This window comes from Micromonospora sp. RB23 (assembly GCF_053585025.1).
The window spans coordinates 1,650,645-1,675,205 of record NZ_CM132111.1 but is presented as its reverse complement, the minus strand read 5'-3'; the positions used below and the strand labels follow the sequence as shown (position 1 = coordinate 1,675,205).

At 72.3% G+C, this 24,561-nt stretch carries 22 protein-coding genes; 7 read left to right on the top strand and 15 right to left on the bottom strand.

Annotation, left to right across the window (positions count from 1 at the left end; genetic code table 11):
- Positions 1–254: 254 nt before the first annotated feature.
- Both ACTFTM_RS07790 and ftsY read right to left on the bottom strand, forming a co-directional pair.
- Positions 255–1,118 (bottom strand): aminoglycoside phosphotransferase family protein, encoded by an 864-nt coding sequence (locus tag ACTFTM_RS07790; RefSeq protein ID WP_355051563.1) that lies wholly within the window; start codon positions 1,116–1,118, stop codon positions 255–257.
- Between the two features lie 6 nt (positions 1,119–1,124).
- Positions 1,125–2,315: a signal recognition particle-docking protein FtsY gene (gene ftsY, locus ACTFTM_RS07785; protein WP_449565151.1), complete on the bottom strand. Its 1,191-nt coding sequence runs from the start codon at positions 2,313–2,315 to the stop codon at positions 1,125–1,127.
- Positions 2,316–2,398: 83 nt separating this feature from the next.
- Between ftsY and ACTFTM_RS07780 the strand changes: the two genes are divergently transcribed.
- The 5 genes from ACTFTM_RS07780 to ACTFTM_RS07760 all read left to right on the top strand — a co-directional run bounded on the left by ACTFTM_RS07780 (position 2,399) and on the right by ACTFTM_RS07760 (position 7,352).
- Positions 2,399–4,111: an alkaline phosphatase D family protein gene (locus ACTFTM_RS07780; protein ID WP_449565150.1), complete on the top strand. Its 1,713-nt coding sequence runs from the start codon at positions 2,399–2,401 to the stop codon at positions 4,109–4,111.
- Between the two features lie 26 nt (positions 4,112–4,137).
- A complete protein-coding gene (locus ACTFTM_RS07775) occupies positions 4,138–4,578 on the top strand; it encodes a MarR family winged helix-turn-helix transcriptional regulator (RefSeq protein WP_449565149.1) in 441 nt (146 codons plus the stop codon).
- An 83-nt stretch (positions 4,579–4,661) separates the two neighbouring features.
- Complete coding sequence (locus ACTFTM_RS07770) at positions 4,662–6,272, top strand: MDR family MFS transporter (protein ID WP_449565148.1); 1,611 nt, start codon at positions 4,662–4,664, stop codon at positions 6,270–6,272.
- Positions 6,273–6,281: 9 nt separating this feature from the next.
- On the top strand, positions 6,282–6,776 hold the full coding sequence (locus ACTFTM_RS07765) for a universal stress protein (protein WP_449565147.1): 495 nt from the start codon (positions 6,282–6,284) through the stop codon (positions 6,774–6,776).
- Between the two features lie 45 nt (positions 6,777–6,821).
- Complete coding sequence (locus ACTFTM_RS07760; protein ID WP_449565146.1) at positions 6,822–7,352, top strand: DinB family protein; 531 nt, start codon at positions 6,822–6,824, stop codon at positions 7,350–7,352.
- A 7-nt stretch (positions 7,353–7,359) separates the two neighbouring features.
- On the opposite strand, the gene ACTFTM_RS07755 is transcribed toward ACTFTM_RS07760, so the two are convergent.
- The 3 genes from ACTFTM_RS07755 to ACTFTM_RS07745 all read right to left on the bottom strand — a co-directional run bounded on the left by ACTFTM_RS07755 (position 7,360) and on the right by ACTFTM_RS07745 (position 12,160).
- Entirely contained in the window at positions 7,360–7,980 is a 621-nt protein-coding gene (locus ACTFTM_RS07755; protein WP_449565145.1) for an HAD family hydrolase, read from the bottom strand.
- Positions 7,980–11,594, bottom strand: a complete 3,615-nt coding sequence (gene smc / locus ACTFTM_RS07750; RefSeq protein ID WP_449565144.1) for a chromosome segregation protein SMC — start codon at positions 11,592–11,594, stop codon at positions 7,980–7,982. The genes ACTFTM_RS07755 and smc overlap by 1 nt, the downstream gene beginning before the upstream one ends.
- A 371-nt stretch (positions 11,595–11,965) precedes the next feature.
- The gene (locus ACTFTM_RS07745; RefSeq protein WP_007456482.1) at positions 11,966–12,160 is read right to left on the bottom strand and encodes a hypothetical protein; all 195 of its coding nucleotides are present in this window, start codon (positions 12,158–12,160) and stop codon (positions 11,966–11,968) included.
- 394 nt (positions 12,161–12,554) lie between these two features.
- Here ACTFTM_RS07745 and ACTFTM_RS07740 point away from each other — a divergent pair, with 394 nt between their 5' ends.
- Together ACTFTM_RS07740 and ACTFTM_RS07735 are read left to right on the top strand one after the other, a co-directional pair.
- The gene (locus ACTFTM_RS07740; protein WP_449566570.1) at positions 12,555–13,637 is read left to right on the top strand and encodes a CAP domain-containing protein; all 1,083 of its coding nucleotides are present in this window, start codon (positions 12,555–12,557) and stop codon (positions 13,635–13,637) included.
- Positions 13,638–13,747: 110 nt separating this feature from the next.
- Positions 13,748–14,590 (top strand): endo alpha-1,4 polygalactosaminidase, encoded by an 843-nt coding sequence (locus tag ACTFTM_RS07735; RefSeq protein ID WP_449565143.1) that lies wholly within the window; start codon positions 13,748–13,750, stop codon positions 14,588–14,590.
- 50 nt (positions 14,591–14,640) lie between these two features.
- On the opposite strand, the gene ACTFTM_RS07730 is transcribed toward ACTFTM_RS07735, so the two are convergent.
- The 10 genes from ACTFTM_RS07730 to rsmD form a co-directional block, all read right to left on the bottom strand.
- The gene (locus ACTFTM_RS07730; protein ID WP_449565142.1) at positions 14,641–16,134 is read right to left on the bottom strand and encodes an MFS transporter; all 1,494 of its coding nucleotides are present in this window, start codon (positions 16,132–16,134) and stop codon (positions 14,641–14,643) included.
- A 191-nt stretch (positions 16,135–16,325) separates the two neighbouring features.
- A complete protein-coding gene (locus ACTFTM_RS07725; RefSeq protein ID WP_449565141.1) occupies positions 16,326–18,545 on the bottom strand; it encodes an MMPL family transporter in 2,220 nt (739 codons plus the stop codon).
- A gap of 220 nt (positions 18,546–18,765) precedes the next feature.
- Positions 18,766–19,623: a bifunctional DNA-formamidopyrimidine glycosylase/DNA-(apurinic or apyrimidinic site) lyase gene (gene mutM / locus ACTFTM_RS07720; RefSeq protein ID WP_357131113.1), complete on the bottom strand. Its 858-nt coding sequence runs from the start codon at positions 19,621–19,623 to the stop codon at positions 18,766–18,768.
- Complete coding sequence (gene rnc / locus ACTFTM_RS07715) at positions 19,616–20,542, bottom strand: ribonuclease III (protein WP_449565140.1); 927 nt, start codon at positions 20,540–20,542, stop codon at positions 19,616–19,618. Before rnc ends, mutM begins: the two co-directional genes overlap by 8 nt.
- Positions 20,539–21,525 carry a phosphate acyltransferase PlsX gene (locus ACTFTM_RS07710; RefSeq protein WP_449565139.1) on the bottom strand — a complete coding sequence of 329 codons (987 nt, stop codon included), beginning with the start codon at positions 21,523–21,525 and terminating at the stop codon, positions 20,539–20,541. The genes rnc and ACTFTM_RS07710 overlap by 4 nt, the downstream gene beginning before the upstream one ends.
- Before the next feature lie 114 nt (positions 21,526–21,639).
- Positions 21,640–21,813, bottom strand: coding sequence for a 50S ribosomal protein L32 (gene rpmF, locus ACTFTM_RS07705; protein ID WP_030335284.1), 174 nt, complete (start codon positions 21,811–21,813; stop codon positions 21,640–21,642).
- A 5-nt stretch (positions 21,814–21,818) separates the two neighbouring features.
- Positions 21,819–22,382 (bottom strand): YceD family protein, encoded by a 564-nt coding sequence (locus ACTFTM_RS07700; RefSeq protein ID WP_449565138.1) that lies wholly within the window; start codon positions 22,380–22,382, stop codon positions 21,819–21,821.
- Positions 22,383–22,493: 111 nt separating this feature from the next.
- Positions 22,494–22,991, bottom strand: coding sequence for an SPFH domain-containing protein (locus tag ACTFTM_RS07695; protein WP_234590503.1), 498 nt, complete (start codon positions 22,989–22,991; stop codon positions 22,494–22,496).
- A gap of 294 nt (positions 22,992–23,285) precedes the next feature.
- The gene (gene coaD, locus ACTFTM_RS07690) at positions 23,286–23,762 is read right to left on the bottom strand and encodes a pantetheine-phosphate adenylyltransferase (RefSeq protein WP_449565137.1); all 477 of its coding nucleotides are present in this window, start codon (positions 23,760–23,762) and stop codon (positions 23,286–23,288) included.
- A complete protein-coding gene (gene rsmD, locus ACTFTM_RS07685) occupies positions 23,759–24,322 on the bottom strand; it encodes a 16S rRNA (guanine(966)-N(2))-methyltransferase RsmD (RefSeq protein ID WP_449565136.1) in 564 nt (187 codons plus the stop codon). Before rsmD ends, coaD begins: the two co-directional genes overlap by 4 nt.
- Positions 24,323–24,561: the final 239 nt, after the last annotated feature.

The window sequence follows — 24,561 nt, the reverse complement described above, 5'->3', positions numbered from 1 at the left end:
TCCTCCTTCGCGGCTTTCCGGGGCAGCGTCGCCCGTAGGCCGGTTGCGCGGAAGCTTTGTTGCCGGCTGTTTCACCCAGGGTCCCGTGCGGGTTTCCAATTCGTGACGGGTTGTTTCGTACGTGTCACGGAGTCCGCACAGCGCGCGGCATGGACAGGGGTGGATCGCCCGGACGGCGTACGTCGATGGCTGACCGGTCGGCCCGACCGACCGGCTCGCCCATCACGACCAGCCGGGCATCGTCGAATCCGCGCTCAGCGGAGGGCGTTCTCCAGAGCGTGCCGCTCGTAGTCGAGCAGCCGCAGGTCGCGCATCGGCCGCCGCAGGTGCCCCTTGTGCACGATCCGGACGAACGCCGGCTCGCCGGCGGCGGCCATCCGGCGGATGCCCTCGACGTGGTCCACGATCCGCTTGCGGATGGTCCGGATCAGCCGGTGCCGGTCCCGCGGGATCAGCCCGTACGCGTCGGCGAAGAGACGCAGCCGGCGCGGCCGGTCCGGGTGCTTCCAGCCCAGCGTGATCGAGTCCCGGTCGGCGAAGATCGGCACCCACGTCCACGCCGCGTACGCCACGTCGTAGATCCGCGCGCCCGGTGAGGCGAGGTCGAAGTCGATCAGCCCGAGGGTCCCGTCCGGCCGCCAGATCACGTTGTGCGGGGCGGCGTCGTGGTGGCAGATCACCTCGGTGTCCGGCGGCGGGGGGCCGAACGAGCGCCAGACGGCCCCGGCCGGCGGGGCGAAGCCGTACTGCGCGTCGTGGAACATCCGCAGCATGGTGGCGACGGTGACCAGCGCCTCGTCGGTCACCCAGTGCGGGGCGAGCGGGTACTCCCCGCACTCCCCCTCCAGGTACGACAGCACCTCGCGGTTGCGCTCGTCCATTCCGAGCGCCCGGGGGGCGCCGGTGAAGCCGACGTACTCCAGGTGCCGGAGCAGGGCGTGCACGGACGGGGTCCACGGTCCGGCGTTGCGACGGACCGTGTCGCCGACCCGGACCACGGTGCTCACGTTGCCGCCGTGCAGCGGGATCTCCTGCGAAGTCACGTACGGTCTCCCGAGGCGCTGCGAGGAATGGCCGGGGTCACGCCAGCCCGCGTACGCGCGATCGTCACTGGTCACCCGAGACTACGCGTCCCGTCCAGCGGGCTCGGTGCCCAGCAGCGCGTCGACGAACTGCGCCGGGTCGAACGGCGCGAGGTCGTCCTTGCCCTCACCGAGGCCGACGAGCTTCACCGGGATGCCGAGCTTGCGCTGTACGGCGATCACGATGCCGCCCTTGGCGGTGCCGTCGAGCTTGGTCAGCACCACGCCGGTCACGTTGACCACCTCGGTGAAGACCCGGGCCTGCTCCAGACCGTTCTGGCCGGTCGTGGCGTCGAGGATGAGCAGCGTCTCGTCGATCGGGCCCTGCTTCTCCACGACCCGTTTGACCTTGCCCAGCTCGTCCATCAGGCCGACCTTGTTCTGCAGGCGACCGGCGGTGTCGATGAGCACCGTGTCCACGCCGGTGTCGATGCCCCGCTTGACGGCGTCGAACGCGACGCTGGCCGGGTCGGCCGCCTCGGGGCCGCGGACGGTCTCCGCGCCGACCCGTTCGCCCCAGGTCTGCAACTGGTCGGCGGCGGCGGCCCGGAAGGTGTCGGCGGCGCCGAGCAGCACGGTCCGGCCGTCGGCGACCAGCACCCGGGCGACCTTGCCGCAGGTGGTGGTCTTGCCGGCGCCGTTCACGCCGACCACCAGCACCACCGCCGGCACGCCGTCCTTGGGCGCGGTCCGTAGCGCGCGGTCCATGCCGGGGTCGAGCGCGTTGACCAGCTCGGCGGCGAGCAGGGCACGGAGTTCGCCGGCCGAGCGGGTGCCGAGCACCCGGGTGCGCTCCCGCAGCCGGTCGACGATGTCGCGGGTCGCGTCCACGCCGACGTCGGCGGTGATCAGGCTGTCCTCGATCTCCTCCCAGACGTCCTCGTCGAGGTGGTCGCGGGCGAGCAGGCCGAGCAGGCCCTTGCCGAAGACGTTCTGCGAGCGCGACAGCCGCGACCGGAGCCGGACCAGCCGCCCGGCGGTCGGCTCGGGAACCTCCACGGTCGGCGCGGGCGCCTCGATGACCGGCGGCGGCTCGACCAGGACACCGGTGGACAGATCGGACTCCGGTGCCTCGACCGGCGGACCGGCAAGATCCTCTTCCGCCCGGGTGTCGACCTCGGTGCGCGGAAGCGGAGGCTCGGGCCGCCGCCGCAGACGGGGCACGACCAGCCCGACTGTGCCGGCGATCAGCACACCGAGCAGGACCAGAGCGAGGACGAGATATTCGGCCATGCCGGAATCCTGTCAGATGCCGGCGACGGCGTCCCAGCCACCGCACCCGGCCGGTGTCCGGAAACCGGCGGTAGGCTCGCGTCATGCCCGCCGCACACCTCCTGATCGGCCCACTGCTGCGGCGAGTGGTCGACACCCGGGCGACGATCTGGGTGGAGACCGCCGCGCCCGCGGTGGTCACCGTCCGCACGGCCGGCGGCGCCACGGGCACCGCGCCCACCTTCTCGGCGTACGACCACCACTACGCCCTCGTCGTGGTGGAGGGCCTCACCCCGGACAGCGCCACCACCTATGAGGTGCTGGTCGACGACGAGCTGGTCTGGCCGGTGGAGAGCAGCGGCTTCCCGCCCAGCGTCATCCGTACCCGGGCGGTCGATGACCTGGACCAGCCGGTCAGCCTGATCTTCGGTTCGTGTCGGGAGACCACGCAGCACGCCACCACCCGCAAGCTCCCGCCGGACGCCCTGGACGCGTACGCCCGGCGGTTGATGGCCGATCCGGAGTCGAACCCGCTGCCCGACCTGCTGGTGCTCCTCGGTGACCAGGTGTACGCCGATGTCACCTCACCGACCGTGCGCCGGCTGCTGCGCCGACGCCGGCGGCGGCCCAAGGGCGCTCCGGCCGACCAGGTGGTGAGCTTCGACGAGTACACGAAGCTCTACCTGGAGTCGTGGCGTGATCCGGAGATCCGCTGGCTGCTCTCCACCGTCCCGAGCGTGATGATCTTCGACGATCACGAGATCATCGACGACTGGAACACCTCGGCGTCGTGGCGGGCCGAGATGCGCGAGCAGCCGTGGTGGGCCGAGCGGATCGGCAGCGGGCTGGCCTCGTACTGGGTCTACCAGCACCTGGGCAACCTCGCGCCGGACGAGATCGCCGCCGACCCGGTCTTCGCGAAGGTCGCCGCCGCCGAGGACGCGACCGGCGTGCTGCGCGAGTTCGGGCACCGGGTCGACCAGGAGGCCGACCTGGCGCACGACACCGAGCGCTGGCGGGCGGTGCAGTACCAGTGGAGCTACGCGCTCGACCTGGGGCGTACCCGGCTGGTCATGCTCGACAACCGGTGCAGCCGGGTGCTCGAGCCGGGCAGCCGCGCGATGCTGCCGCCGGGCGAGTGGTCGTGGTTCCTGGACCAGGCGCACGGCGTCTACGACCACCTGGTGGTGGGCGCGTCGCTGCCCTGGCTGCTGCCCCAGGGCATCCACCACATCGAGGCGTGGAACGAGAAGCTGGCCGACTCGCGCCGGCCGTGGGTGGCCCGGACTGCGGAGAAGCTGCGAAGGGCTCTCGACCTGGAGCACTGGGCGGCGTTCCGGCGGTCCTTCGAGGCGCTCGGTGAGACGTTCGCGCGGATCGGCACCGGCACGCCGGGAGCGTCCGGCGCACGGGTCGGCGCCGGTCCGGCGTACGCCCCACCGGCCTCGATCAGCGTGCTCTCCGGGGACGTGCACCACTCGTACGTGGCCCGGGCGCGGTTCGCCGACCCCGCGGTGGTCACGCCCGTGCACCAGCTCACCTGCTCGCCGATCCACAACCAGGTGCCGGCCGGTATCCGGCCGCTGATGAAGATGGGTTGGTCGTCGGGGCCGGCGGGCGCGACGCGGGCGCTGGCCCGCTCGGCGGGTGTCCGGCGACCGGGGGTGCGCTGGCGCAAGCTGGCCGGCCCCTACTTCGGCAACGCCGTCGCCACCCTGACCCATCGGGGCCGGCAGGCCGAGGTGGTCATCGAGGGCACCACCAGCGACGGGCACCTACGCCCCGTGATGAGCCGCCGCCTCTCGGGCGACGGGTGACCGGGCCTCGCCGTACTCTCTAGGCCGTGAGCGAGCATCAGCCGGAGCCGATCCGGGCCGTCGAGCACGAGCTGACCGCGCTGCTGCGGCGCGGGCGGGCGGTCTCGTGGGAGATCGCCCGAGAGGTGCACCCGACCCTCGAACCGAACACCTACGGGCTGCTGCTCTGGTTGCGGCGCAGCGGTTCGATCCGGCTGACCGAGCTGGCGGCGCGGCTCGGCGTGGGCAAGGGGACGCTCAGCCGACAGATCAACGGGCTGGAGGCGCTCGGCCTGGTGCGCCGCGAGCCCGACCCGGGTGACCGGCGGGCGGCGCAGATCAGCCTCACCGACGAGGGCCAGCATCGGTTCGACGTGGCCCGGTCCGCCCGGTTGGGCGAGTTCCTGCGGACGCTCGACGACTGGCCGGCCCGGGACGTGGAGGAGTTCGCCCGGCTCCTGGGCCGCTTCAACGATTCCTGGAGATGACCCCGCGAGGCGGGGAATGTCGCCGCCGTCCGTCGAGTTGTTGCTTGAGGCAACCAAAGCGTACGAGCTGGAGGCACCACACGATGAGCCAGGCGACAGCGTCCCGAGCGCCCGCCGTCGACATGACCCACCGGCAGATCCTGGAGGCCCTCTCCGGCCTGTTGCTGGGCATGTTCGTCGCGATCCTCTCCTCCACGGTCGTCTCGAACGCGCTGCCGCGGATCATCACGGAGCTGCACGGCGGCCAGTCCGCCTACACCTGGGTGGTCACCTCGGCGCTGCTCGCGACCACCGCAACAACCCCGATCTGGGGCAAACTGGCCGATCTGACCAGCAAGAAGACACTTGTTCAGCTCGCTCTGGGCATCTACGTCCTGGGCTCGGTGCTGGCCGGCCTGGCACAGGGCACCAGCGAGCTGATCGCGTGCCGGGTGCTCCAGGGCGTCGGCGCCGGTGGCCTCACCGCCCTGGCGCAGGTGATCATGGCCACGATGATCGCGCCGCGCGAGCGGGGCCGCTACAGCGGCTACCTCGGCGCCGTGATGGCAGTCGGCACCATCGGCGGACCGCTGATCGGCGGCGTGATCGTGGACACCTCATGGCTCGGCTGGCGCTGGTGCTTCTACGTCGGCGTGCCGTTCGCCATCGCCGCGCTGGTCGTGCTCCAGAAGACCCTGCACCTGCCGGTGGTCCGGCGCAGGGCGCAGATCGACTGGTGGGGCGCCACCCTGATCACGGCGGCGGTCTCGGTGCTGCTGATCTGGGTCTCCCTCGCCGGCGACCAGTTCGCCTGGGCGTCCTGGCAGACCGTCGTGATGATCCTCGGTGCCCTGCTCCTCGGCGCGCTCGCCATCCGGGTGGAGACCCGGGCCGCCGAGCCCATGATCCCGCCGCGCCTGTTCCGCAACCGCACGATCACCCTCGCCGTCGTCGCCAGCGTCGCGGTGGGCGTGGGCCTGTTCGGCGCGTCGATCTTCCTGGGCCAGTACTTCCAGATCAGCCGGGGCGAGTCGCCGACGATGGCCGGCCTGATGACCCTGCCGATGATCCTCGGCCTGCTGGTCGCCTCGACCGTCGGCGGGCGGATCATCACGAAGACCGGCCGCTGGAAGCGGTTCCTGGTGGCCGGGTCGGCGCTGCTCACCGTCGGCTTCGCACTCATGGGCACGCTGCGCGCGGACACCAGCTACACCCTGCTCAGCGTCTACATGCTGCTGATCGGCGTCGGCCTGGGCCTCACCATGCAGAACCTCGTCCTCGCCGTGCAGAACACCGTCGGCCCGCACGAGCTCGGCGCGGCCAGCTCGGTGGTGGCGTTCTTCCGCAGCCTGGGCGGCGCGATCGGCGTCTCCGCCCTCGGCGCGGTCCTCGCCCACAAGGTAAAGGACTACACCGCCGACGGACTGGCCCAGCTCGGCATCCCCGCCTCCCGCTCCGGCAGCGGCGGCGCCCTGCCCGACGTGCACACCCTGCCCGGTCCGCTGCGGGCCGTGGTGGAGGCCGCGTACGGCCACGGCGCCGGTGACATCTTCCTGGCCGCCGCCCCGTTCGCGCTGATCGCGTTGATCGCGGTGGTCTTCATCCGGGAGGTGCCACTGCGGCAGCACAACGTCAGCCCGGTTTCCGGCACGGGCGAGCGGGAATCGAACTCTGTGATGAGCGTCGGCGCGATCCCCGCCGACGGGCAGAGGTGAGGTAGAGCCATGAGCGTGGGAGCACCGGACCGCGAGGAGTACGGCCCCCGGGTCAGCTCGCTGCCCTTCGAACGCGGCACCGACGGCCCTCGGGTGATCATGGTGGGCGTCGACGGCACACGTACCTCCGGGCGGGCCGGCTCCTACGCCGCCGGGCTGGCCCGCCGGCAGGGCGCCGCCCTGGTGGTGGTCTTCGTCAGCTCGGCGAGCGGCCTCACCTCCCTGGTGCCCGGGATGGACGCCGGCGCGATCCAGCGCACCCACGACGAGCTGGCCGACGAACTGCGCCGGGAGTGCCGGCGTGGCGCCGAGCAGCTGGGCATCCCGGTGACGCTGCTGTGCCGGCGCGGCGACGCGTACGCCGAACTGTGCGCGGCGGCCGACGAGTTCCGGGCCGACATGGTGGTGGTGGGCGCGTCCGAGCAGGCCGGTCACCGACTGGTCGGCTCGGTCGCCACCCGGCTGGTCCGCAAGGGCCACTGGCCCGTCGTCGTGGTGCCCTGAATAAACCGTCGCGGACCGTCACAGGTCCCGGGCAGGATGCGCGCCATGACATGGACCGCACCGGAGATCACCCGGACCCCTGAACCGCACGTCGGCGACGAGCGCACCATGCTCGACGGCTGGCTCGACTACCACCGGCAGACACTGCTGCTCAAGTGCGCGGGCCTCACCGAGGAGCAGTTGCGCACAGCGAGCGTCGAGCCGTCCGGGCTGACCCTGCTCGGCCTCGTCCGGCACATGGCCGAGGTGGAGCGGTGGTGGTTCCGCATCCGGGCCGCCGGCGAGAACGTGAGCCACATCTACGACGACTCGGACGACCCGGACATCGACTTCAACGGTGTCGCCGACGCCGACGCCGAGGCCGACTTCGCCACCTTCACGGCCGAGGTGGAGGCCGCGCGCAAGGCGGCCGCCGGCCTCACGCTGGAGCAGACCCTCGCGACGCCCCGCCGGGACGGCACGGCCGAGACGAGGAGCGTCCGCTGGGTGTACGTGCACATGATCGAGGAGTACGCCCGGCACAACGGCCACGCCGACCTGATCCGGGAACGCATCGACGGCGTCACCGGCGAGTGAGCGCCGCTCAGTAATCCAGGGCAGCCCGCAGGTAGCGCAGGTCGGCGTGGCCGCCCCAGCGGTGCGCCGAGAGCCCGGCGGACCGGGCGCCCCGGACGGCCCAGTCCTCGTCGTCGACGAAGAGCACCCGCGCCGGCGGGGTGGCCAGCGCCTGGCAGGCGGCCTGGAAGTACTCCGGCGCCGGCTTGTGTACGCCGAGCGTGGACGAGTTGACCACCACGTCGAACTCGCCGACCAGCCCGAGCGCGGCGAGGTCGGCGTCGAGCAGGTCGGTGGCGTTGGTGCCCAGGGCGACGGGAACGCCGGCGGCGCGCACCTCCCGGACGAAGTCGAGCACCTCGGTGTCCACCTCGCCCCGGTAGCGCTGCCACTGCTCGACGGCCGCGCGGGCCCGGTCCGGTCCGCCGGCCGGCTCGGCCAGCGCGTCGGCCACGCTGCTCACCCAGTCGGCGTGGCTTACCTGGCCGGTGAGCACCGGCTGGAGCCGTCCCCACTGCATGGCGATCTCGGTGAGCACCCCCTCGGAGAGGCCGTACTCCCGCTCGACGTCGGCGGCCACCGCCGGGTCCCACCGACGCAGTACGCCGTCGAAGTCCAGCAGGAGCGCCTTCGCGCGTTCCCGAGCCACTACCCGTTCTCCTCGCCGCGGCCGGGCCGCTGGTCGTCCTCGTCGGCCCGGTTGAGCCGTTGACTGATCACCTGGGTGACCCCGCTGCGCATGGTCACCCCGTAGAGCGCGTCGGCGATCTCCATCGTCCGCTTCTGGTGCGTGATGACGATCAGCTGACTCTTCTCCCGCAACTGTGCCAGCAGCGTGATGAGCCGGCCCAGGTTCACGTCGTCCAGGGCCGCCTCCACCTCGTCCATGATGTAGAACGGGCTGGGCCGGGCGCGGAAGATCGCCACGAGCATGGCCACGGCGGTCAGCGACCGCTCGCCACCGGAGAGCAGCGACAGTCGCTTGATCTTCTTACCCGGCGGGCGGGCCTCGACCTCGACGCCGGTGGTGAGCAGGTCGTCGGGGTCGGTGAGGATGAGCCGGCCCTCGCCGCCGGGGAAGAGCACCGTGAACACCTGCTGGAACTCGCGCGCCGTGTCCTCGAAGGCGCTGGCGAAGACCTCCAGGATCCGCTCGTCCACGTCCTTGACGACGGTGAGCAGGTCCCGACGGGTGGCCTTGAGGTCCTCCAACTGCTCGGAGAGAAACTTGAAGCGCTCCTCCAGCGCCGCGAACTCCTCCAGGGCGAGTGGGTTGACCTTGCCGAGCAGCGCGAGTTCACGTTCCGCCTTGGCGGCCCGCTTCTCCTGCACCGGCCGCTCGTAGCGGACCGGCTCGGGCACCGGCAGACCGTCGCGTTCGGCGGCGGCGACGTCGACCTGGGTGGGTGGGACCAGCTGGGTCGGGCCGTACTCGGCGACCAGCGTCTCCACGTCCAGCCCGAAGTCCTCGGCGGCCTTCGCCTCCAGTTGCTCGATACGCAGCCGTTGCTCCGCGCGGGCCACCTCGTCGCGGTGCACCTGGCTGGTGAGGCGCTCCAGCTCCGCGCCGAGGCGCTTGGCAGCCCCGCGTACCTCCTGAAGTTCCGCCTCGCGGGCGGCGCGTTCGCGCGCCACGGCGTCGCGGTGCTGCTCGGCCGTCGCGATCGACGTGGTGAGCCGGGTGAGCGCCGCGCGGGCGCCGCCCGCGACGGCCCGGGCGATGCCCGCGCCCCGGGCTCGTGCGGCCCGCCGGGCGGCGGCGCGTTCCCGGGCGGCCCGCTCCGCGGTGGCCTGCCGGGCGAGGGAGTCGGCGCGGCCGGCGATCGAGGAGACACGCTCCTCGGCGGTACGCACCGCGAGCCGAACCTCCATCTCGTTCTGTCGGGCCTGCGGCACCATGGCGGCGAGCTGGTCCCGCTCCTCGGTGGAGGGCTCGGCGTCGACCGGGGTCTCCTCGGCCAGCCGCAGCCGCTCCTCCAGCTCGTCGAGCGTGGCGAGGTCCCGCTGCCGGGCGGCCTCGGCGCGGGCGCGGGACTCGCCGAGCCGGTCGGTCTCCGCCTTGGCGGAACGGGCGGCCGCGCCCAGCTCGGCGAGCCGGCGGGCGGCGGCGTTGCGGTGGCTCTCCGCCTCGCGCTTCTCGGCGGCGGCGTGCTGCACGGCCTCCTTCGCGGCCGTCACCTCGGCGCGGGCCTCGACGAGCTGGTCGCGCAGCTCCGCACCGGTCCGCTCGGCGCTGAGCCGGTTGGTACGGGCCTCCTCGACCGCCGCCTGCACCTCGATGTAGCTGGGCGCCTTGGCCGACCCGCCGGCTGCCGCATACGCCCCGACCACGTCACCGTCCGGGGTGACGGCCCGCAGTTCGGGGTTGCCGGCGACCAGCTCGGCCGCCGCGGCGAGATCGTCGACGAGCGCCACGTCACGCAGCGCCCGGTGCACCGCCGGACGGATGTCGGGCGCGCACTCCACCAGGTCGGGGGCCCAGCGGGCGCCGTCGGGGAGCTTCGGACGCAGCGCGTCGGCCGATCCGGTCATACCGGCCCCGGCGGGGCTGCCGACCAGCAGACCGGCCCGACCGGCGTCGGAGATCTTCAGCAGCCGCATCGCCTCGACGGCCTCGTCCACCCCGCTGACGGCGACCGCGTCGGCGAGACCGCCGAGCGCGGCGGCCAGCGCGGCCTCGTGTCCGGGCGCGACGGTGAGCAGCCCGGCGAGGCTGCCGAGCAGACCGGGTACGTCTTCGGCGCGGGCGAGCAGCGCTCCGGCGCCGTCCTTGCGCCGCAGGCCGAGTGCCAGGGCCTCCTCGCGGGCCTTCCAGGTGGCGGCGTCCTTCTCCGCGGCCCGCTCGGCGTCGGCGAGGGCCCGTACGGCCGCCTGGGCGCGGTCCTGGACGGCGAGCGCCTCGGCGTGCCGGGCGTCCAGGTCGGCGTTGTCCCGGTCCGCCTCGGTGGACTGGGCGGCGACCACGTCGAGGTCGGCCTGCGCCTGTTCGGCGCGCCCCAGCGCGTCGGCGTGCGCGACGGCGAGGCGTTCGATCTCCTCACCGGCGCTGGTGGTCCGGGTGCGGGCCGAGTTGACCTGGCCGGTGAGGCGGGCCAGGCCCTCGCGCCGGTCGGCGATCGCCTTGGCGGCGGCGACCAGCTCGCGTTCGGCGGCGGCGAGCTGACGTTCCAGCTCCTGGCGGTGCTCGACCGCCTCGGCCAGCCGGATCTGGTCGTCGGTGAGCGCCGCGCGCAGCTCCTCCTCCTGCTCGCGGACGCGTTCGGCCTCGGCCTCCAACTGGTCGGGGTCGCGGCCGGGGCGTTCGTCGTCGCCGCCGGCGCTGAGGTGCCGCAGCCGTTCGGTGGCGAGCTGTTCGATGGAGCGGAAGCGCTCCTGCAGCGCGGACAGCTTGTACCAGGTGTCCTGCGCGGCGGCGAGCAGCGGTGCGTCCTCGGCGAGGGCGGCCTCCAGCTCGCCGAGCCGGCCCTGCACCTCGGCGTGCTCCCCCTCGATCTGCTCGCGCCGCTCGCGCAGCGCGGTCTCGTCGGCGATCTCCCGGTCGAGCGTGGTCCGCAGGGTGGCCAGGTCGTCGGCGAGCAGCCGCAGACGGGCGTCGCGCAGGTTGGCCTGGATGGCGGCTGCCCGGCGGGCCACCTCGGCCTGGCGGCCGAGCGGCTTGAGTTGACGGCGCAGCTCGGCGGTGAGGTCGGTGAGCCGGTTCAGATTGGTCTGCATCGCGTCGAGCTTGCGCAGCGCCTTTTCCTTGCGCTTGCGGTGCTTGAGGACGCCGGCCGCCTCCTCGATGAACGAGCGGCGGTCCTCCGGCTTGGCGTGCAGCATGCCGTCCAGGCGACCCTGCCCGACGATGATGTGCATCTCCCGACCGATGCCGGAGTCGGACAGCAGCTCCTGGATGTCGAGCAGGCGGCAGGAGTTGCCGTTGATCTCGTACTCGCTCTCGCCGGAGCGGAACATCCGGCGGGTGATGGAGACCTCGGTGTACTCGATCGGCAGCGCGCCGTCGGTGTTGTCGATGGTGAGGGTGACCTCGGCGCGGCCCAGCGGGGCGCGGCCGGCGGTGCCGGCGAAGATGACGTCCTCCATCTTGCCGCCGCGCAACGCCTTGGCGCCCTGTTCGCCGAGCACCCAGGCGATGGCGTCGACGACGTTGGACTTGCCGGAGCCGTTCGGGCCCACCACGCAGGTGATCCCGGGCTCCAGCTTCAACGTCGTCGCGGAGGCGAAGGACTTGAAGCCCTTCACCGTCAGGCTCTTGAGATACACCTTCTCGATCCTCGTCCGGTGGCCGCCGTACCGTCGCCGGCTGCGGGGACCTGGGTGAACCCGCAGACTAACCCGCTGGCGGCACCCGCCCGGCACGCGACCCGCCCCGGTCCGGCACGACGAGCCGCTCCCCGTCACGCGGGACCGGCCCTGCTCTCGTCGCGGCGGTGACGGAAAGACAAACACCGCTCACGATCGGAAGGTGGTTGCCGCCGTTCTGTCGAAACTGCGGGAGCACTTAAGGCGAGCCCAGTTACAAGATCATAAAATCGTCGGCCGGCGAAAGGGGCCGGACAGCGTTGCGCGCCGGCACAGAGGTGTCGGCGCGCATTTTTGCGGTGGTGCTGCGATTCAGTTTTCCGACCCGAAGATCAGGTCAGCGCCGGCTCGGCGAGACGGAGCAGGTCGTCCGCTTCCGCCGCAGCCGCCGCGAGCCGATCATTGTCGGCACGCAGACGCGTGATCTCGAACTCCAGTGCCTGAACCCTGGCACGCAGTCGGGTGACCTCGTCGAGCAGACGCCGGTCGGGCGCTGCACCTACGTGGCCGTAGAGGGCCTTCGCCATGCTGACTCCTTGATATGCGCTGCCGGAAAGGCCGGCCAAGCGCGCGCCCATTAAGTACGCGGCTGTCATTCCAGTTGTATCTGGGCATGACCGGGCGCGACTGGCGACACCTATATATTGAGCCGCAAACCCCTCCTTCGTCAAGTTCTCGCAGGCCGTAGATCATCTCCACGTCGACCTGTCCACTTGTCGGGGGGCTGCCGCAAGGCACGGACACGCTCTGTCCGGACCCCTTTACTGTACGCCCGCATTCCCGGAAGTCACCGCCTTGGCGTCCGACTTCCTCTTAACTCTTCCTTAGCCACGTTGCCGCAGGTCGCGGGCGAGTCGTAGCGTCACCCGGGCCAACAACCGACCCCGTGGAGGCAGAGGCGTGTACGGCTGGACCGACCCGATGGACCCGAACGGCGCCTCCCGGCGCGCCGAGCGGCCGACCGACGAGCCGGACTGGCTGAGAGACCGCCCGGAGCCCCGCTCGGCGTACCTGTTCGGAGACGACCCCGACCAGCCCGGCGACGAGTGGCACGCGGCCGAGCCCGCCGCCGACTGGCGGCACAAGCCCGCCGAGGCGCCGACCACCGGCCAGCCAGACCAGCAGTGGAGCGACGAACCGACCCGCGGCTGGCGCGGCGACGCGCGACCCACGGAGGTCACCGACGGGTGGCGCGCCGAGACCGACGCGTACGCCACCGGAGGCGGGAACACGGGTGCCGTCGCCGACGGGCGGACCGGCGCCGGGCGGCACCGGACGCCCCGCAACTGGCGTCGCCCGCTGATGATCGGCGGCGCGGCCGCGGCGGCCACCCTCGTGGTGAGCGTCGGCGTCGGCGCGCTCGCGATGCCCGGCGGCAACGGTCCGGCCGACGAGCCGACCGCCGTCGACGACACCGTCGCCGCCGCGCCAGCGGTCCCCACCGAGCAGGCGACCAGCGACGCCCCGGTCGCGCCCACCCCGACCGCTTCGCCCAGTCCGGCCCGGCCGAGCCCGTCGCCGAGCAGGGTCGTCAAGCCCACCCCGGCCTCGTCGCGGACCGCCGCCACCTCGCGCCGCAGCGTCAACCGCAGCACCGCCCCGAGCACCACCAGCGGCACCGTCAGCGACCAGGCCCGCGAGGTGGTGGATCTGGTCAACGCCGAGCGGGCCAAGGCCGGCTGCAAGGCGCTGAGCATCGACGACAAGTTGATGACCGCCGCGCAGCGGCACAGTCAGGACCAGGCCGACCACAGCAAGATGTCGCACACCGGCAGCGACGGCAGCGACACGGGCGTCCGGCTGGACCGCGTCGGCTACGCGTGGCGTACCTACGGCGAGAACGTGGCGTGGAACCAGAAGACGCCGGCCGCCGTGATGGACGCCTGGATGAACAGCTCCGGACACCGCGCCAACATCCTGAACTGCGCGTTCACCGAGATCGGCGTCGGCATCGCCAGCAGCAACGGGCCGTACTGGACGCAGGTCTTCGCGGCGCCGCGCTGACCGCGCGTCGTCCACGCCCCCGCGCTCGTTGACCCGGGTGGGTACGCCGGGGTGAACGGCGGCGTGCCGGTGGGGGCGGCGACCGGCCGCCCGGGACCCGGGAGCTGCCGATGCGGATCCGGCCGTGGCGACGTCGCGCCGCACGCACGCTGCGCCGGATCGTGTCGGCCGCCGTCGTCCTCGTCCTGGTGGTGCCGGTGTACGGCTGCCGCCGCGAGCTGACCCCGCCCGGCGCGCCCACCCCGTGGCCGGCCGCCCAGTCCCGCCGCTGGCAGTGGCAGTGGCAACTCGACGGCCCGCTCGACGAGACGGTGGAGGCGGACGTCTTCCTGCTCGACCCGGTGGCGACCACGGCGGCGCAGACGGCCGAGCTGCGCGCGCGGGATCGGCGGTTGATCTGTCAGGTGGCTGTCGGCTCGGTGCGCCCGACCGACCCGGACGCCAGCCGACTGCCCGCCGTCGCGCTCGGCGCCCCCGGCCGACAGTCCGGCAGCCGGTGGCTGGACGTACGGGCCTGGGACGCGCTGGAGCCGGTGCTGGCCGACCGGTTCCGGCTGTGCCGGGGCAAGGGCTTCGGCGCGGTGGCGCTGGCCGACGCTGACGGGTACGCGCACCGCAGCGGTTTTCCTCTGGGCTTCGACGACCAGCTGCTGTTCAACCGTCGCCTGGCCCGCCTGGCCCGCGCGCTGGACCTCTCCCCCGGGCTGGTCAACGACGTGCCGCAGCTCGCGGCCCTGGCGCCGGACTTCGACTTCGTGGTCAACGAGGAGTGCGTCCGGCTGGACCAGTGCGCGAAGCTGCTGCCGTTCGCGGACGCCGGCAAACCGGTCTTCCACGTCGAGTACGTCGGCGCGACCGACGACTTCTGCGTCACCACGGTCGGCTACGGCTTCGCGTCGATCCGCAAGGACCGGGAGTTGGACGCCTGGCGGGAGCCCTGCCCCCTGCCGTGACCGCCCGGTGCCCCCGTCCGGCACGAACGGGGGCACCGATGGCCGGGTTTTCAGACGGTGCTGGACGGGCTGCGCTCGGCCGGTGTGCGCGGGGACGGCACGTCCGCCTGCTCCGCGCTGAGCGGGGTGGCCAGGTTCTCCAGCGACTGCCCCTCGGCCCGCACGCCGAGCGCCATCTCGACCAGCCCGCCGATGATCATCACGATGGCGCCGATCACGAACGCCAGCACGGTGTCACCGACCTCGCCGGTGCCGACCAGCTTCGAGAAGAGCAGCGGGCCCGTGATGCCACCGGCGGCGGTACCGATCGCGTAGAAGAACGCGATGGCCATGGCGCGGGTCTCCATCGGGAAGATCTCGCTCACCGTCAGGTACGCCGCGCTCGCGCCCGCGGAGGCGAAGAACAGCACGATCCACCAGCAGGCCGTCATCGTCGTGGCGCTCAGCGAGCCGTTGTGGAACAGCCACGCGGTGCCCAGCAGCAGCAGACCGGAGAGCACGTACGTGCCGGCGATCATCGGCACCCGCCCGACCGTGTCGAAGAGCCGACCCAGCAGCAGCGGACCGGCCAGGTTGCCCACCGCGATCACGGCGAAGTAGTAGCCGCTGTTGCCCGGCCGCACGTCGAAAAAGGTCTCCAGGATCTGGGCGAACCCGAACGTGATCGCGTTGTAGAGGAACGCCTGACCGATGAAGAGCGAGAAGCCCAGGATCGCGCGCTTCGGGTAGCGGGCGAAGAGCGTCTTCGCGATGGCCAGGAAGTTGGTGCTGCGGCGCTGCCGGATGGTGATGTAGTCGTCGGCCTCGGTGAGTTCCCGGCCGGTCTCCCGGCGTACCTCGGCCTCGACGGAGTCGACCAGCTCGTTCGCCTCGTCCGCCCGGCCGTGGATGAACAACCAGCGTGGACTCTCCGGTACGTGCCGGCGGACCAGCATGATCACCACGCCCAGGACCGCGCCGAGGCCGAAGGCCACCCGCCAGCCCAGGTTGGTCGGCAGGCCGTTGAGCAGCGGCACCGTCAGCAGCGCGCCCATCGCCGCGCCCAACCAGAAGGTGCCGTTGATGATGATGTCGATCCGGCCGCGGTGCCGGGCCGGGATCAGCTCGTCGATCGCCGAGTTGATCGCCGCGTACTCGCCGCCGATGCCCATGCCGGTCAGGAACCGGAACAGGAAGAACCACCAGGTGTCGAACGAGAGCGCGGTCAGCGCGGTGGCGACCAGGTACAGGCCCAGGGTCAGCAGGAACAGCTTCTTGCGCCCGAACCGGTCGGTGAGCCACCCGAAGAAGAGCGCGCCGGTGCACGCGCCGGCCACGTAGAGCGCGGCGGCCAGCCCGGTGACCTGGCTCTGGGTGATGTCCAGACCGCTGCCGGGCTCGGCCAGCTTGCCGGACAGATTGCCGACGATGGTCACCTCGAGGCCGTCGAGGATCCACACCGTGCCCAGGCCGATCACGATCATCCAGTGCCAGCGGGACCACGGGAGGCGGTCGAGCCGGGCCGGAACGTTGGTGCGTACGGTGGCGGTCTGCACGTCGGTCATGGCGTACTCCGGCGTGGTTCGGAATGCCCCGGCGCGTCGGCCCGCGAGAGGGCAGCCGGGGTGCGCTGTTCGTCCATGCCGGCCCAGATGCCCCGCCCCCCGCTCGGCTAATCCTGCCGCCTCGGCGCTCCCCTGCGCCGGGACGGCCGTGTGCCGGGCCGCTGGTCGCGGCCCGGCACACGGTCGGCTGCTCAGGAGACGGGCACCAACTCCGGGGCGGGCGTCGGCGGGTCGGTGGGAGCGGGCGTCGGGTTCCGGCGCAGGAACCGCGGCGCCCACCAGTTCGCGTCACCGAGCATGGTCATGAGAGCCGGCAGCACCACTCCCCGGATGATCGTGGCGTCCAGCAGGATCGCCGCCGCCAGACCGATGCCGAGCTGCTTCATGTCGATCGTGCTCAACGTGGCGAAGATCGAGAACACCCCGACCATCACGATCGCCGCGCTGGTCACCACCCCGGCCGACGACGTGATGCCGTACGACACCGCGTCGCGGTTGGACATGCCGGCCCGCACCCCCTCGCGGATCCGGCTCACCACGAACACGTGGTAGTCCATCGAGAGGCCGAACAGCACCACGAACAGGAACAGCGGCAACCAGGAGACGATCGCCCCCATCGACGTGAAGCCGAGCAGGCCCTCGGCCCAGTCACCCTGGAAGACCAGCACCAGCAGCCCGTACGCGGCGCCGGCCGAGAGCAGGTTCAGCACGATCGAACTGGCCGCCACCACGACCGAGCGGAAGGTGAGCGTCATGACCAGGAACGTGAGCACCAGCACGAAACCCATCACCAGCGGCAGCTTGTCGCGGACGTGCGCCGCGTAGTCCTCGCTGTCGGCCACACTTCCACCCACCGCGTACTCGATGCCGGGGATGCCCCGCAGCTCGGCCGGGACCAGCTCGGTCCGCAACTTCTCCAGCGACTGCACCGACCGGTCGTCACGGCTGGCGTACGGGGTGGCGACGTCCAGCACCGACACCTGGCGGTCGGCCGACACCTTGATCTTCGGGCCGTCGGCCTCGGTGGGGGCGAACAGCGGATCGGCGGAGGCGCGGGCGGCCAGGCCGGTGAGGGCCGCGCCGACCCGGTCCGCCTGCTCGGCCGGCGCCCGGACGGCCACCACGTGATTGGTGCCGGTGCTCGGGAAGGCGGCGGTGAGCCGGTCGTACGCCTGCATCGCCGGTGTGGTGCGGGGCAGGTCCTCCATGCCGGGGAACTTCAGCTTCATGCCGAGCGCCGGCGCGGCCAACGCGAGCAGCAGGCCGACCGAGATGACGAGCGTCGCCACCGGCGCCCGCAGCGCGGGACGCAGCACCGCCGGCCAGAGCCGGGGCGTACGCGCCTCGCCGTGCCGTGGAGTGCGCGGCGCGGTGAGGCGCCACAGCAGCGGCACCCGGGGCCGGTCGACCCAACGGCCGAGACGGGCCAACAGGGCGGGCAGCACGGTCAGCGAGCCGGTCACCGCGACGGCGACCACCAGGATCGAGCCCACCGCCAGGGACGAGAAGACGACGTCACCGGCGAGGAAGAGCCCGGCCATCGCGATGATCACCGCGACCCCGGAGACCACCACGGCGTGTCCGGAGGTCTCCGCGGCGATCTCCACGGCGTCCAGGCCGGAGCGGCCCTTGGCGCGTTCCTCCCGCTCACGGCGGATGTAGAACAGCGAGTAGTCGACCCCCACCGCCATACCGATCAGCAGGATCACCGGTGACGTGGTGTCGGTGGCCGGCACCAGGTGTGAGGCGAGCGTGGACAGACCCATCGCCGCGGCGACCGACGAGAGCGCCAGCAGCACCGGCACGCTGGCCGCGATCAACGCGCCGAACGCGATGATCAGGATGGCCAGGGTCACCGGCAGGCTCAGCAGCTCGGCCCGCTCGAAGTCCTTGCCGAGGGTGTCGTCGAGCGCCTGACCGATCGACGGCCCACCGACCTGCTCGACGCGTACCTGCGGGTGCGCGCTCTGCACCCCGGCGGTGGCGTCGCGCAGCGGCTGCACCCGGTCGGACGCCGTCTCCGGGTCACCGGACATCGTGATCGGCAGCAACAGCGCCGACCCGTCCCGCGCGGTGACCGGCGGGCCGACCTCGGCAACCCCGGTGACCGTACGCAGCCGGGCGGCGGCATCGTCGGCGGCCGCCTTCGCCGCGGCCGGGTCCAGGGCGCCGCCCCGGGAGGTGATGAGGACGTTCTCCACGGCCGGGTCGTCGAAGGCGCCGCCGTCCACGATGAGGCTGGCCCGCCCGGCCTCGCCGATTGCCTGGTCACCGCTGGTGGCCTCGTTGAGGCCGGCGGCGCTGCCCCCGACGAAGCACACCGCCACGAAGACGACCCACAACGCGATCGCCCGCCACGGATGCTCGGCGCTCCACCGCGCCATCCGCACCGTCACCGGTCTGCTGCCCATCAGTGCCCCCCTGTCACGTCGACCCCCTGCCGACCGTGCTGACGTTAGGGGCGTGACGAGGCGGTCACATCGGGGAACGGCCCCGGCCCGCCCCGGAGTCGTCCCACCGGGGGCGGCGGGTCCGCCGGACGGGCATCAACCGCGATTCGGACGTACGCCGGGGAACTGCCCGGAGCGTCCGGCCGCGACCCGCCGGCACCGACCCGGAACCGACTCCGGGTCATCCCCGAAGGGCACCCCGAGGCCGGGGCTGACAACGCGGGCAACTGTACGAGGACCGGTTCATGAACGACTCGCGCCGGATCGGCGTACCGCAGCGCCGGCACGGCTCGCCCTCGCGCCCGTACGCGTTCAGCGCACGGTCGAAGTAGCCGCTCTCGCCGTTGACGTTGACGTAGAGGGCGTCGAAGCTGGTGCCGCCCTCCTTGATGGCCTCGGCCAGCACGTCACGGACGTGGCCCAGCAGGCGCTGGGCGGCCGGGCCGGTGAGCGCGTCGGTGGGACGGGCGCCGTGCAGCCGCGCGCGCCAGAGCGCCTCGTCGGCATAGATGTTGCCCACCCCGGAGATCAGCGTCTGGTCGAGCAGGGCCCGTTTCACCTCGGTCCGTCGCCGTCGCAGCGCGGCGACGAACGCCGCGTCGGAGAACTCCGGGTCCATCGGGTCACGCGCGATGTGCGCGATCTCCGCCGGCAGGTCGGCGCCGCCCTCGCTCACCGCGAGCCCGCCGAACGTGCGCTGGTCGACGAAGCGCAGCTCGGGCCCGTCGTCGGCGAACCGGAAGCGGACCCGCAGGTGGGTCTCGTCCGGGGTGCCGGGCGGCTGGAGCAGCAACTGACCCGACATGCCGAGGTGCCCGACCACCGCGTCGCCGCTGTCCAACGGGAGCCACAGGTACTTGCCGCGCCGCCGGACGTCGAGGATCGTCCGTCCGGCGAGCACGTCGGCGAAGTGTGCGCCACCGGGTACGTGCCGGCGGACGGCACGCGGGTGACGGACCTCGACCGAGGCGATCCGCCGGCCGGTGACCCACTGGGCCAACCCCTGCCGGACGGTCTCCACCTCGGGCAGCTCAGGCACGACCCGACCTCTGCTCTTCGGCCACGTCGGCCGGCATGACCTGCGCCAGGTGGTCGGCCTCCTCGGCCTGGGCCGCCTGCTCGGCACGCTCCAGCGGACCGGCCGCGTCACCCTGGTCGGCGGTGCCGGCCTGGTCGGCGGTGCCGGCCTGGTTGGTCTGGTCGGCCGTGTCGGCCTGGTCGGCCGTGTCGGTCTGGTCGGCCTGCTCGTGCTGGTCCGAGAGCATCCGCCAGGCCGCCTCGGCGGCGCGCTGCTCGGCCTCCTTCTTGCTGCGCCCCTCCGCGCCGCCGTACCGGTTGCCGGCCACCACGACCCAGGCCGTGAACGTCTTGAGATGATCCGGCCCGGTGCCCTCGATCCGGTACTCGGGCACGCCGAGGCCGAGCGCGGCGGTCAACTCCTGGAGGCTGGTCTTCCAGTCCAGGGCGGCGCCCCGGCCGGCCGACTCGGCCATCAGCGGATCGAAGAGGCGGTGGATCACGATCCCGGCGGTGTCCAGCCCGTACTGGAGGTAGATCGCGCCGAGCAGCGCCTCCAGGGTGTCGGCGAGGATGCTCGCCTTGTCCCGACCACCGGTGGTCTCCTCGCCCTTGCCCAGCAGCAGGTACGCGCCGAGGCCGTCCGGGCCGAGGCCACGGGCCACGTCGGCGAGCGCCCGCATGTTGACCACGCTCGCCCGGAGCTTCGCCAACTGCCCCTCGGGCAGGTCCGGATGGTTGTGGAACAGGGCGGTGGTGATCACGACGCCGAGCACCGAGTCGCCGAGGAACTCCAGCCGCTCGTTCGTCGGCAGGCCGCCGTTCTCGTACGCGTACGAGCGGTGGGTCAGCGCGCGTTGCAGCAGGTCCGGCTCCAGGCTGACGCCGAACGCGGCTTCCAGGTGACTGACGGACGCCCGCCGCCGCTTGTCGTTGCTCATGATGTGCGTACCTCGGTGTCGGTGGAGCGGTCGGTGCGGTCCGTCACGGCGTCGCCGTCGAGCAACGCGGAGACCAGATCGGTGGCGCGCCGTCGCCACAGGTGAGCGGCGAGGGCGATGCCGGAGGCGACGTCGGCGGCGCGGGCGGAGCCGTGACAGACGACGACGGTCCCCGCGACGCCCAGCAGGGCCGCCGCCCGGGGCGCGCCACCTTCGGCGGGTGGGCCGCCGGCCATGGCGTACGCGCCCTCGATCGCCTTGAGCAGCACGTTACCGGTGAAGCCGTCGGTGACCACCACATCGGCGCGCGCGCCGACGGCCACGTCGTACCCCTCGACCAGGCCCACGTAGCGTGCCCCGGCGGGCAGCGGCTCGACGGCGAGCAGGGGATCCGTGGCCCGGCGTACCCGGTCGCCCTTGCCGGCCTCGGTGCCCACCGAGAGCAGGCCGACCCGCGGCGCGGCGATCGAGTGGGCCACCGCGGCGTACGCGGCGCCGAGCACGGCGTGCCGGGCGAGGGTGGCGGGGCGGGGTTCCAGAGAGCCGCCCACGTCGAGCAGGACCACCGGCCCGGCGACCGCGGGCAGGGTGGCGACCAGGGCGGGTTGGCGGATCTCCGACCAGCGTCCGAGCCCGAGCACGGCGGCGGTGACCGTGGCGCCGGTGGCGCCGGCGGAGACGACGGCGTCGGCGGTGCCGTCGCGGACGGCGGTGACGGCGGCCCGAACGGTGCTCTCCGAGCGGGCGGCGCTGGGATGGTCGGCCATGCCGACGGCGGCGCGGACCGGCCGGACCGTGATGCGGCCTCGTTCGGCCGGGGTGAGGGCAGCGATCAGCGCGTCGGCGTCCTCGGTGGGGCCGACGAGCAGCAGGTGCAGATCGGGATCGGCGCGCATGGCCCGCAGAGCGCCGTCAACCACGACGGCGGGAGCGTCGTCCCCGCCGAGGAGGTCAACGGCGATCCGCGCGGCGCCCGGCTCCACCGGAACACCGGCCGGGTTGGGCCGGCCGGTGTCGGAGGGAGCCGGGGCACCGGGCGAATGCCAGGGTGCGCGCGCCGCCCGACCCGGGGTCGGGGGCGTCACTCGGCGTCCAGGTCAGACCTCGAGAACCTGGCGGCCGTTGTAGGTGCCGCAGACGGAGCAGGCGGCGTGCGGCAGCTTCGGGGACTTGCACTGCGGGCACGCGACGGTCGCGACCACGGTCGCCTTCCAGTTCGCCCGGCGGGACCGGGTGTTGCTGCGCGACATCTTGCGCTTGGGGACGGCCACGGTTCTTACTCCTCTGTACGGGTCAGTTGCGACAGGCCCGCCCAACGCGGGTCGATCTGCTGGTGACTGTGGTCGGCCGGCAGATCGTCCCAGTGCGCCCCACACTCGGGGCACAGTCCTGGGCAGTCCTCCCGGCAGAGCGGGTTGGTCGGCAGCGTGAGCACCAACGCGTCCCGCAGCGCCGGCTCCAGGTCGATCAGATCGCCCTGCATCCGGCCCACCTCGTCCTCGTCGGTCGTGGCGTCCGTGGTGCTGTTCTCGTACGCGTACAGCTCCTGGATCGTCACGGTCGTCGATTCGTTGATCTCGCGCAGGCAGCGCCCGCACTCGCCCCGGACGGGACCGGTGATGGTCCCCGAGACGAGCACACCCTCGGACACCGACTGCAACCTCAGATCGAGGTCGAGGTCCGCGCCCTCCGGCACGCTGATCAACTCCACACCGAGGTCCACCGGTGCCGGCACGACCCGCTGGACTTCACGCAACACACCAGGGCGGCGCGGCAGGTCCCTCGTGTCGAGGACCAGCGGCGACCTGGGGTCGAGTGTCGATGGCGAGTGCTTGGGCATAGTAAGACTCCGGCCGGTGAGAGGCCGACAAAAAAGGTTACCTGGGCGACCGCCCGGCCGTCGAACCGGGGGCGACGCCTGTGGCGCGAATGTCGGCTGGTGAGGTGCCGCTCAGAAGGGTAGCGGGCGTTCCGCCTCATCCCCACCGAAGGTGCCGATCTCCCGCAGCGCGTGCATTTTGTCACGGCCACGCTCTATCGAGGCGAGGGCCCGGGTGAGGAACTGCTCGAAGTTGGCCAGCGCCGTGTCGACGTAGTCGTCGACCTCCTCGCGAAGGCGCTGCGCCTCGGCGCGGGCCTCGGCGATGATCCGGGCGCCCTCGTGCTCGGCTGACACGGTGATCTCGTTCACCGACACGAGTCGGGCGTGTTCTGCCTCACCTTCGCTGATGATCCGGTCCGCCTCGCGCTTGCCCGCGTCCATGATCTTGTCGCGCTCCTCCAGGAGCGCGGCGGCGCGGCGCAGGTCGGCGGGAAGATCCGCGCGCATCTCGTCCAGCGCGGCGATCATCTCGCCCCGATCGACCATGCAGTTGTTCCGCGACATCGGGACGGAGCGCGCCTGCTCCACCATGGCGATCAGTTCGTCGATGCGATCGAGCGGGTCCACCGGTACCTCACTCCTGTCGTTCGTCGGCCGACCTCCATGATGCGGGCTACGGCCGGTTTCCCGCTGTGCTCATCATGGCGTGCCCGCCCCACTCGATCCCCCACCACCCCAACCCGGCGCGTCGCGCCCCCGTCACACAGCGCCCACCGTGACTCCCCGAACCCCGATGTTCGCGCCGATCTTGCGGTTTCTGTCCCGCCAAAACACCCCGAACACGGCAATCCGACAACCGAAAGTGCAAGATCGCGGGGCGGGGGTGGACGGGGGCGGGAAGGTGGGGTGGGGGTGGGGGGATCAGGGGCGCAGGCGGGCCTGGAGGGCCTCGCGGACCGGATCGGGGACGTGCGCGGAGATGTCGCCTCCCCACTTGGCCACGTCCTTGACGAGGCTGGACGAGAGGAAGGAGTAGAGCGGATTGGTCGGCATGAAGAGCGTCTCGACGCCGGCCAGCCCGATGTTCATCTGCGCCATCTGCAGCTCGTAGTCGAAGTCACTGACCGCCCGCAGACCCTTGATCAGGACGCTCGCCTGCTGCGCCCGGCAGAAGTCGACGAGCAGCCCCCGGAACGACTCGACCCGTACGTTGTCGTACGAGGCGGTCACCTCGCGGAGCATGTCGATCCGCTCGTCGACGGTGAAGAGGCCGCTCTTCGACTGGTTCACCAGCACGCCGACGATCACCTCGTCGAACAGCCGACTGGCGCGGCCGATGATGTCGAGGTGTCCGTTGGTGACCGGGTCGAACGAGCCGGGACAGACCGCACGTCTCATGATCGGCGACCGTACCAAAGGGTGGTCTCGCCGTACCGGCGACTGCGCTGCGGGGTGATCCCCTGCACCCACTCGAAGTCCCTGGTCCGGCGCGAGCGTTCCACCACCACGAGCGCGTCCGGGGCCAGCCAGCCGCCCTCGACGAGCGTCGTCAGCAGCGCGGTGATCTCCGCGTCCGGCACGGCGTACGGCGGGTCGGCGAAGACCACGTCGTAACCGCCACCGTCCGGACCGGCGGCCAACACCGTCGCCACCTTGCCGGCCACCAGGCGTACGGCCGAGCCGGCCCGCAGGGTCGCCACGTTCTCCCGGATCACCCGGGCCGCCCGCGGGTCGGACTCCACCAGCAGGACGTGCCCGGCGCCCCGGGACAGGGCCTCCAGCCCGACCGCCCCGGAGCCGGAGTACAGGTCGGCGAAGCGCGCCCCGTCCAGGTCGATCTCGGATTCGACGGCACTGAACAGCGCCTCCCGGACCCGGTCGGACGTGGGCCGGGTGCCGGCGCCGGGCGGCGCGGCGATCCGCCGGCCTCCGAGCGTCCCGGCCACGATCCGGGTCACCGTCTCCTCCTGCTCATGACCACGACGCTACGCGACCGGCCGGGCCAGCCCGCCGACACGGTAGGTACCGCCCTGCGGAGCATGTGATCACTTCTCGTATATCAATGATCTCAAGTTCATAACATCAGTCTTAGCAAATCCTGAGCGCTGTATCACGCGGTGCGATATCGCTAGGGTCTGCCGGGTGCCGGCGACAAACCCGCCGGCCCACGGCTCGGGAGGGCGCCTCTCCGATCGGA

Coding starts and splice junctions, on each gene's coding strand:
- ftsY (WP_449565151.1), bottom strand. CDS start 2,315: ATGGCCGAATATCTCGTCCTCGCTCTGGTCCTGCTCGGTGTGCTGATC.
- ACTFTM_RS07780 (WP_449565150.1), top strand. CDS start 2,399: ATGCCCGCCGCACACCTCCTGATCGGCCCACTGCTGCGGCGAGTGGTC.
- ACTFTM_RS07770 (WP_449565148.1), top strand. CDS start 4,662: ATGAGCCAGGCGACAGCGTCCCGAGCGCCCGCCGTCGACATGACCCAC.
- ACTFTM_RS07765 (WP_449565147.1), top strand. CDS start 6,282: ATGAGCGTGGGAGCACCGGACCGCGAGGAGTACGGCCCCCGGGTCAGC.
- ACTFTM_RS07760 (WP_449565146.1), top strand. CDS start 6,822: ATGACATGGACCGCACCGGAGATCACCCGGACCCCTGAACCGCACGTC.
- ACTFTM_RS07745 (WP_007456482.1), bottom strand. CDS start 12,160: ATGGCGAAGGCCCTCTACGGCCACGTAGGTGCAGCGCCCGACCGGCGT.
- ACTFTM_RS07740 (WP_449566570.1), top strand. CDS start 12,555: ATGGACCCGAACGGCGCCTCCCGGCGCGCCGAGCGGCCGACCGACGAG.
- ACTFTM_RS07735 (WP_449565143.1), top strand. CDS start 13,748: ATGCGGATCCGGCCGTGGCGACGTCGCGCCGCACGCACGCTGCGCCGG.
- ACTFTM_RS07730 (WP_449565142.1), bottom strand. CDS start 16,134: ATGACCGACGTGCAGACCGCCACCGTACGCACCAACGTTCCGGCCCGG.
- ACTFTM_RS07725 (WP_449565141.1), bottom strand. CDS start 18,545: ATGGGCAGCAGACCGGTGACGGTGCGGATGGCGCGGTGGAGCGCCGAG.
- rnc (WP_449565140.1), bottom strand. CDS start 20,542: ATGAGCAACGACAAGCGGCGGCGGGCGTCCGTCAGTCACCTGGAAGCC.
- ACTFTM_RS07700 (WP_449565138.1), bottom strand. CDS start 22,382: ATGCCCAAGCACTCGCCATCGACACTCGACCCCAGGTCGCCGCTGGTC.
- coaD (WP_449565137.1), bottom strand. CDS start 23,762: ATGAGACGTGCGGTCTGTCCCGGCTCGTTCGACCCGGTCACCAACGGA.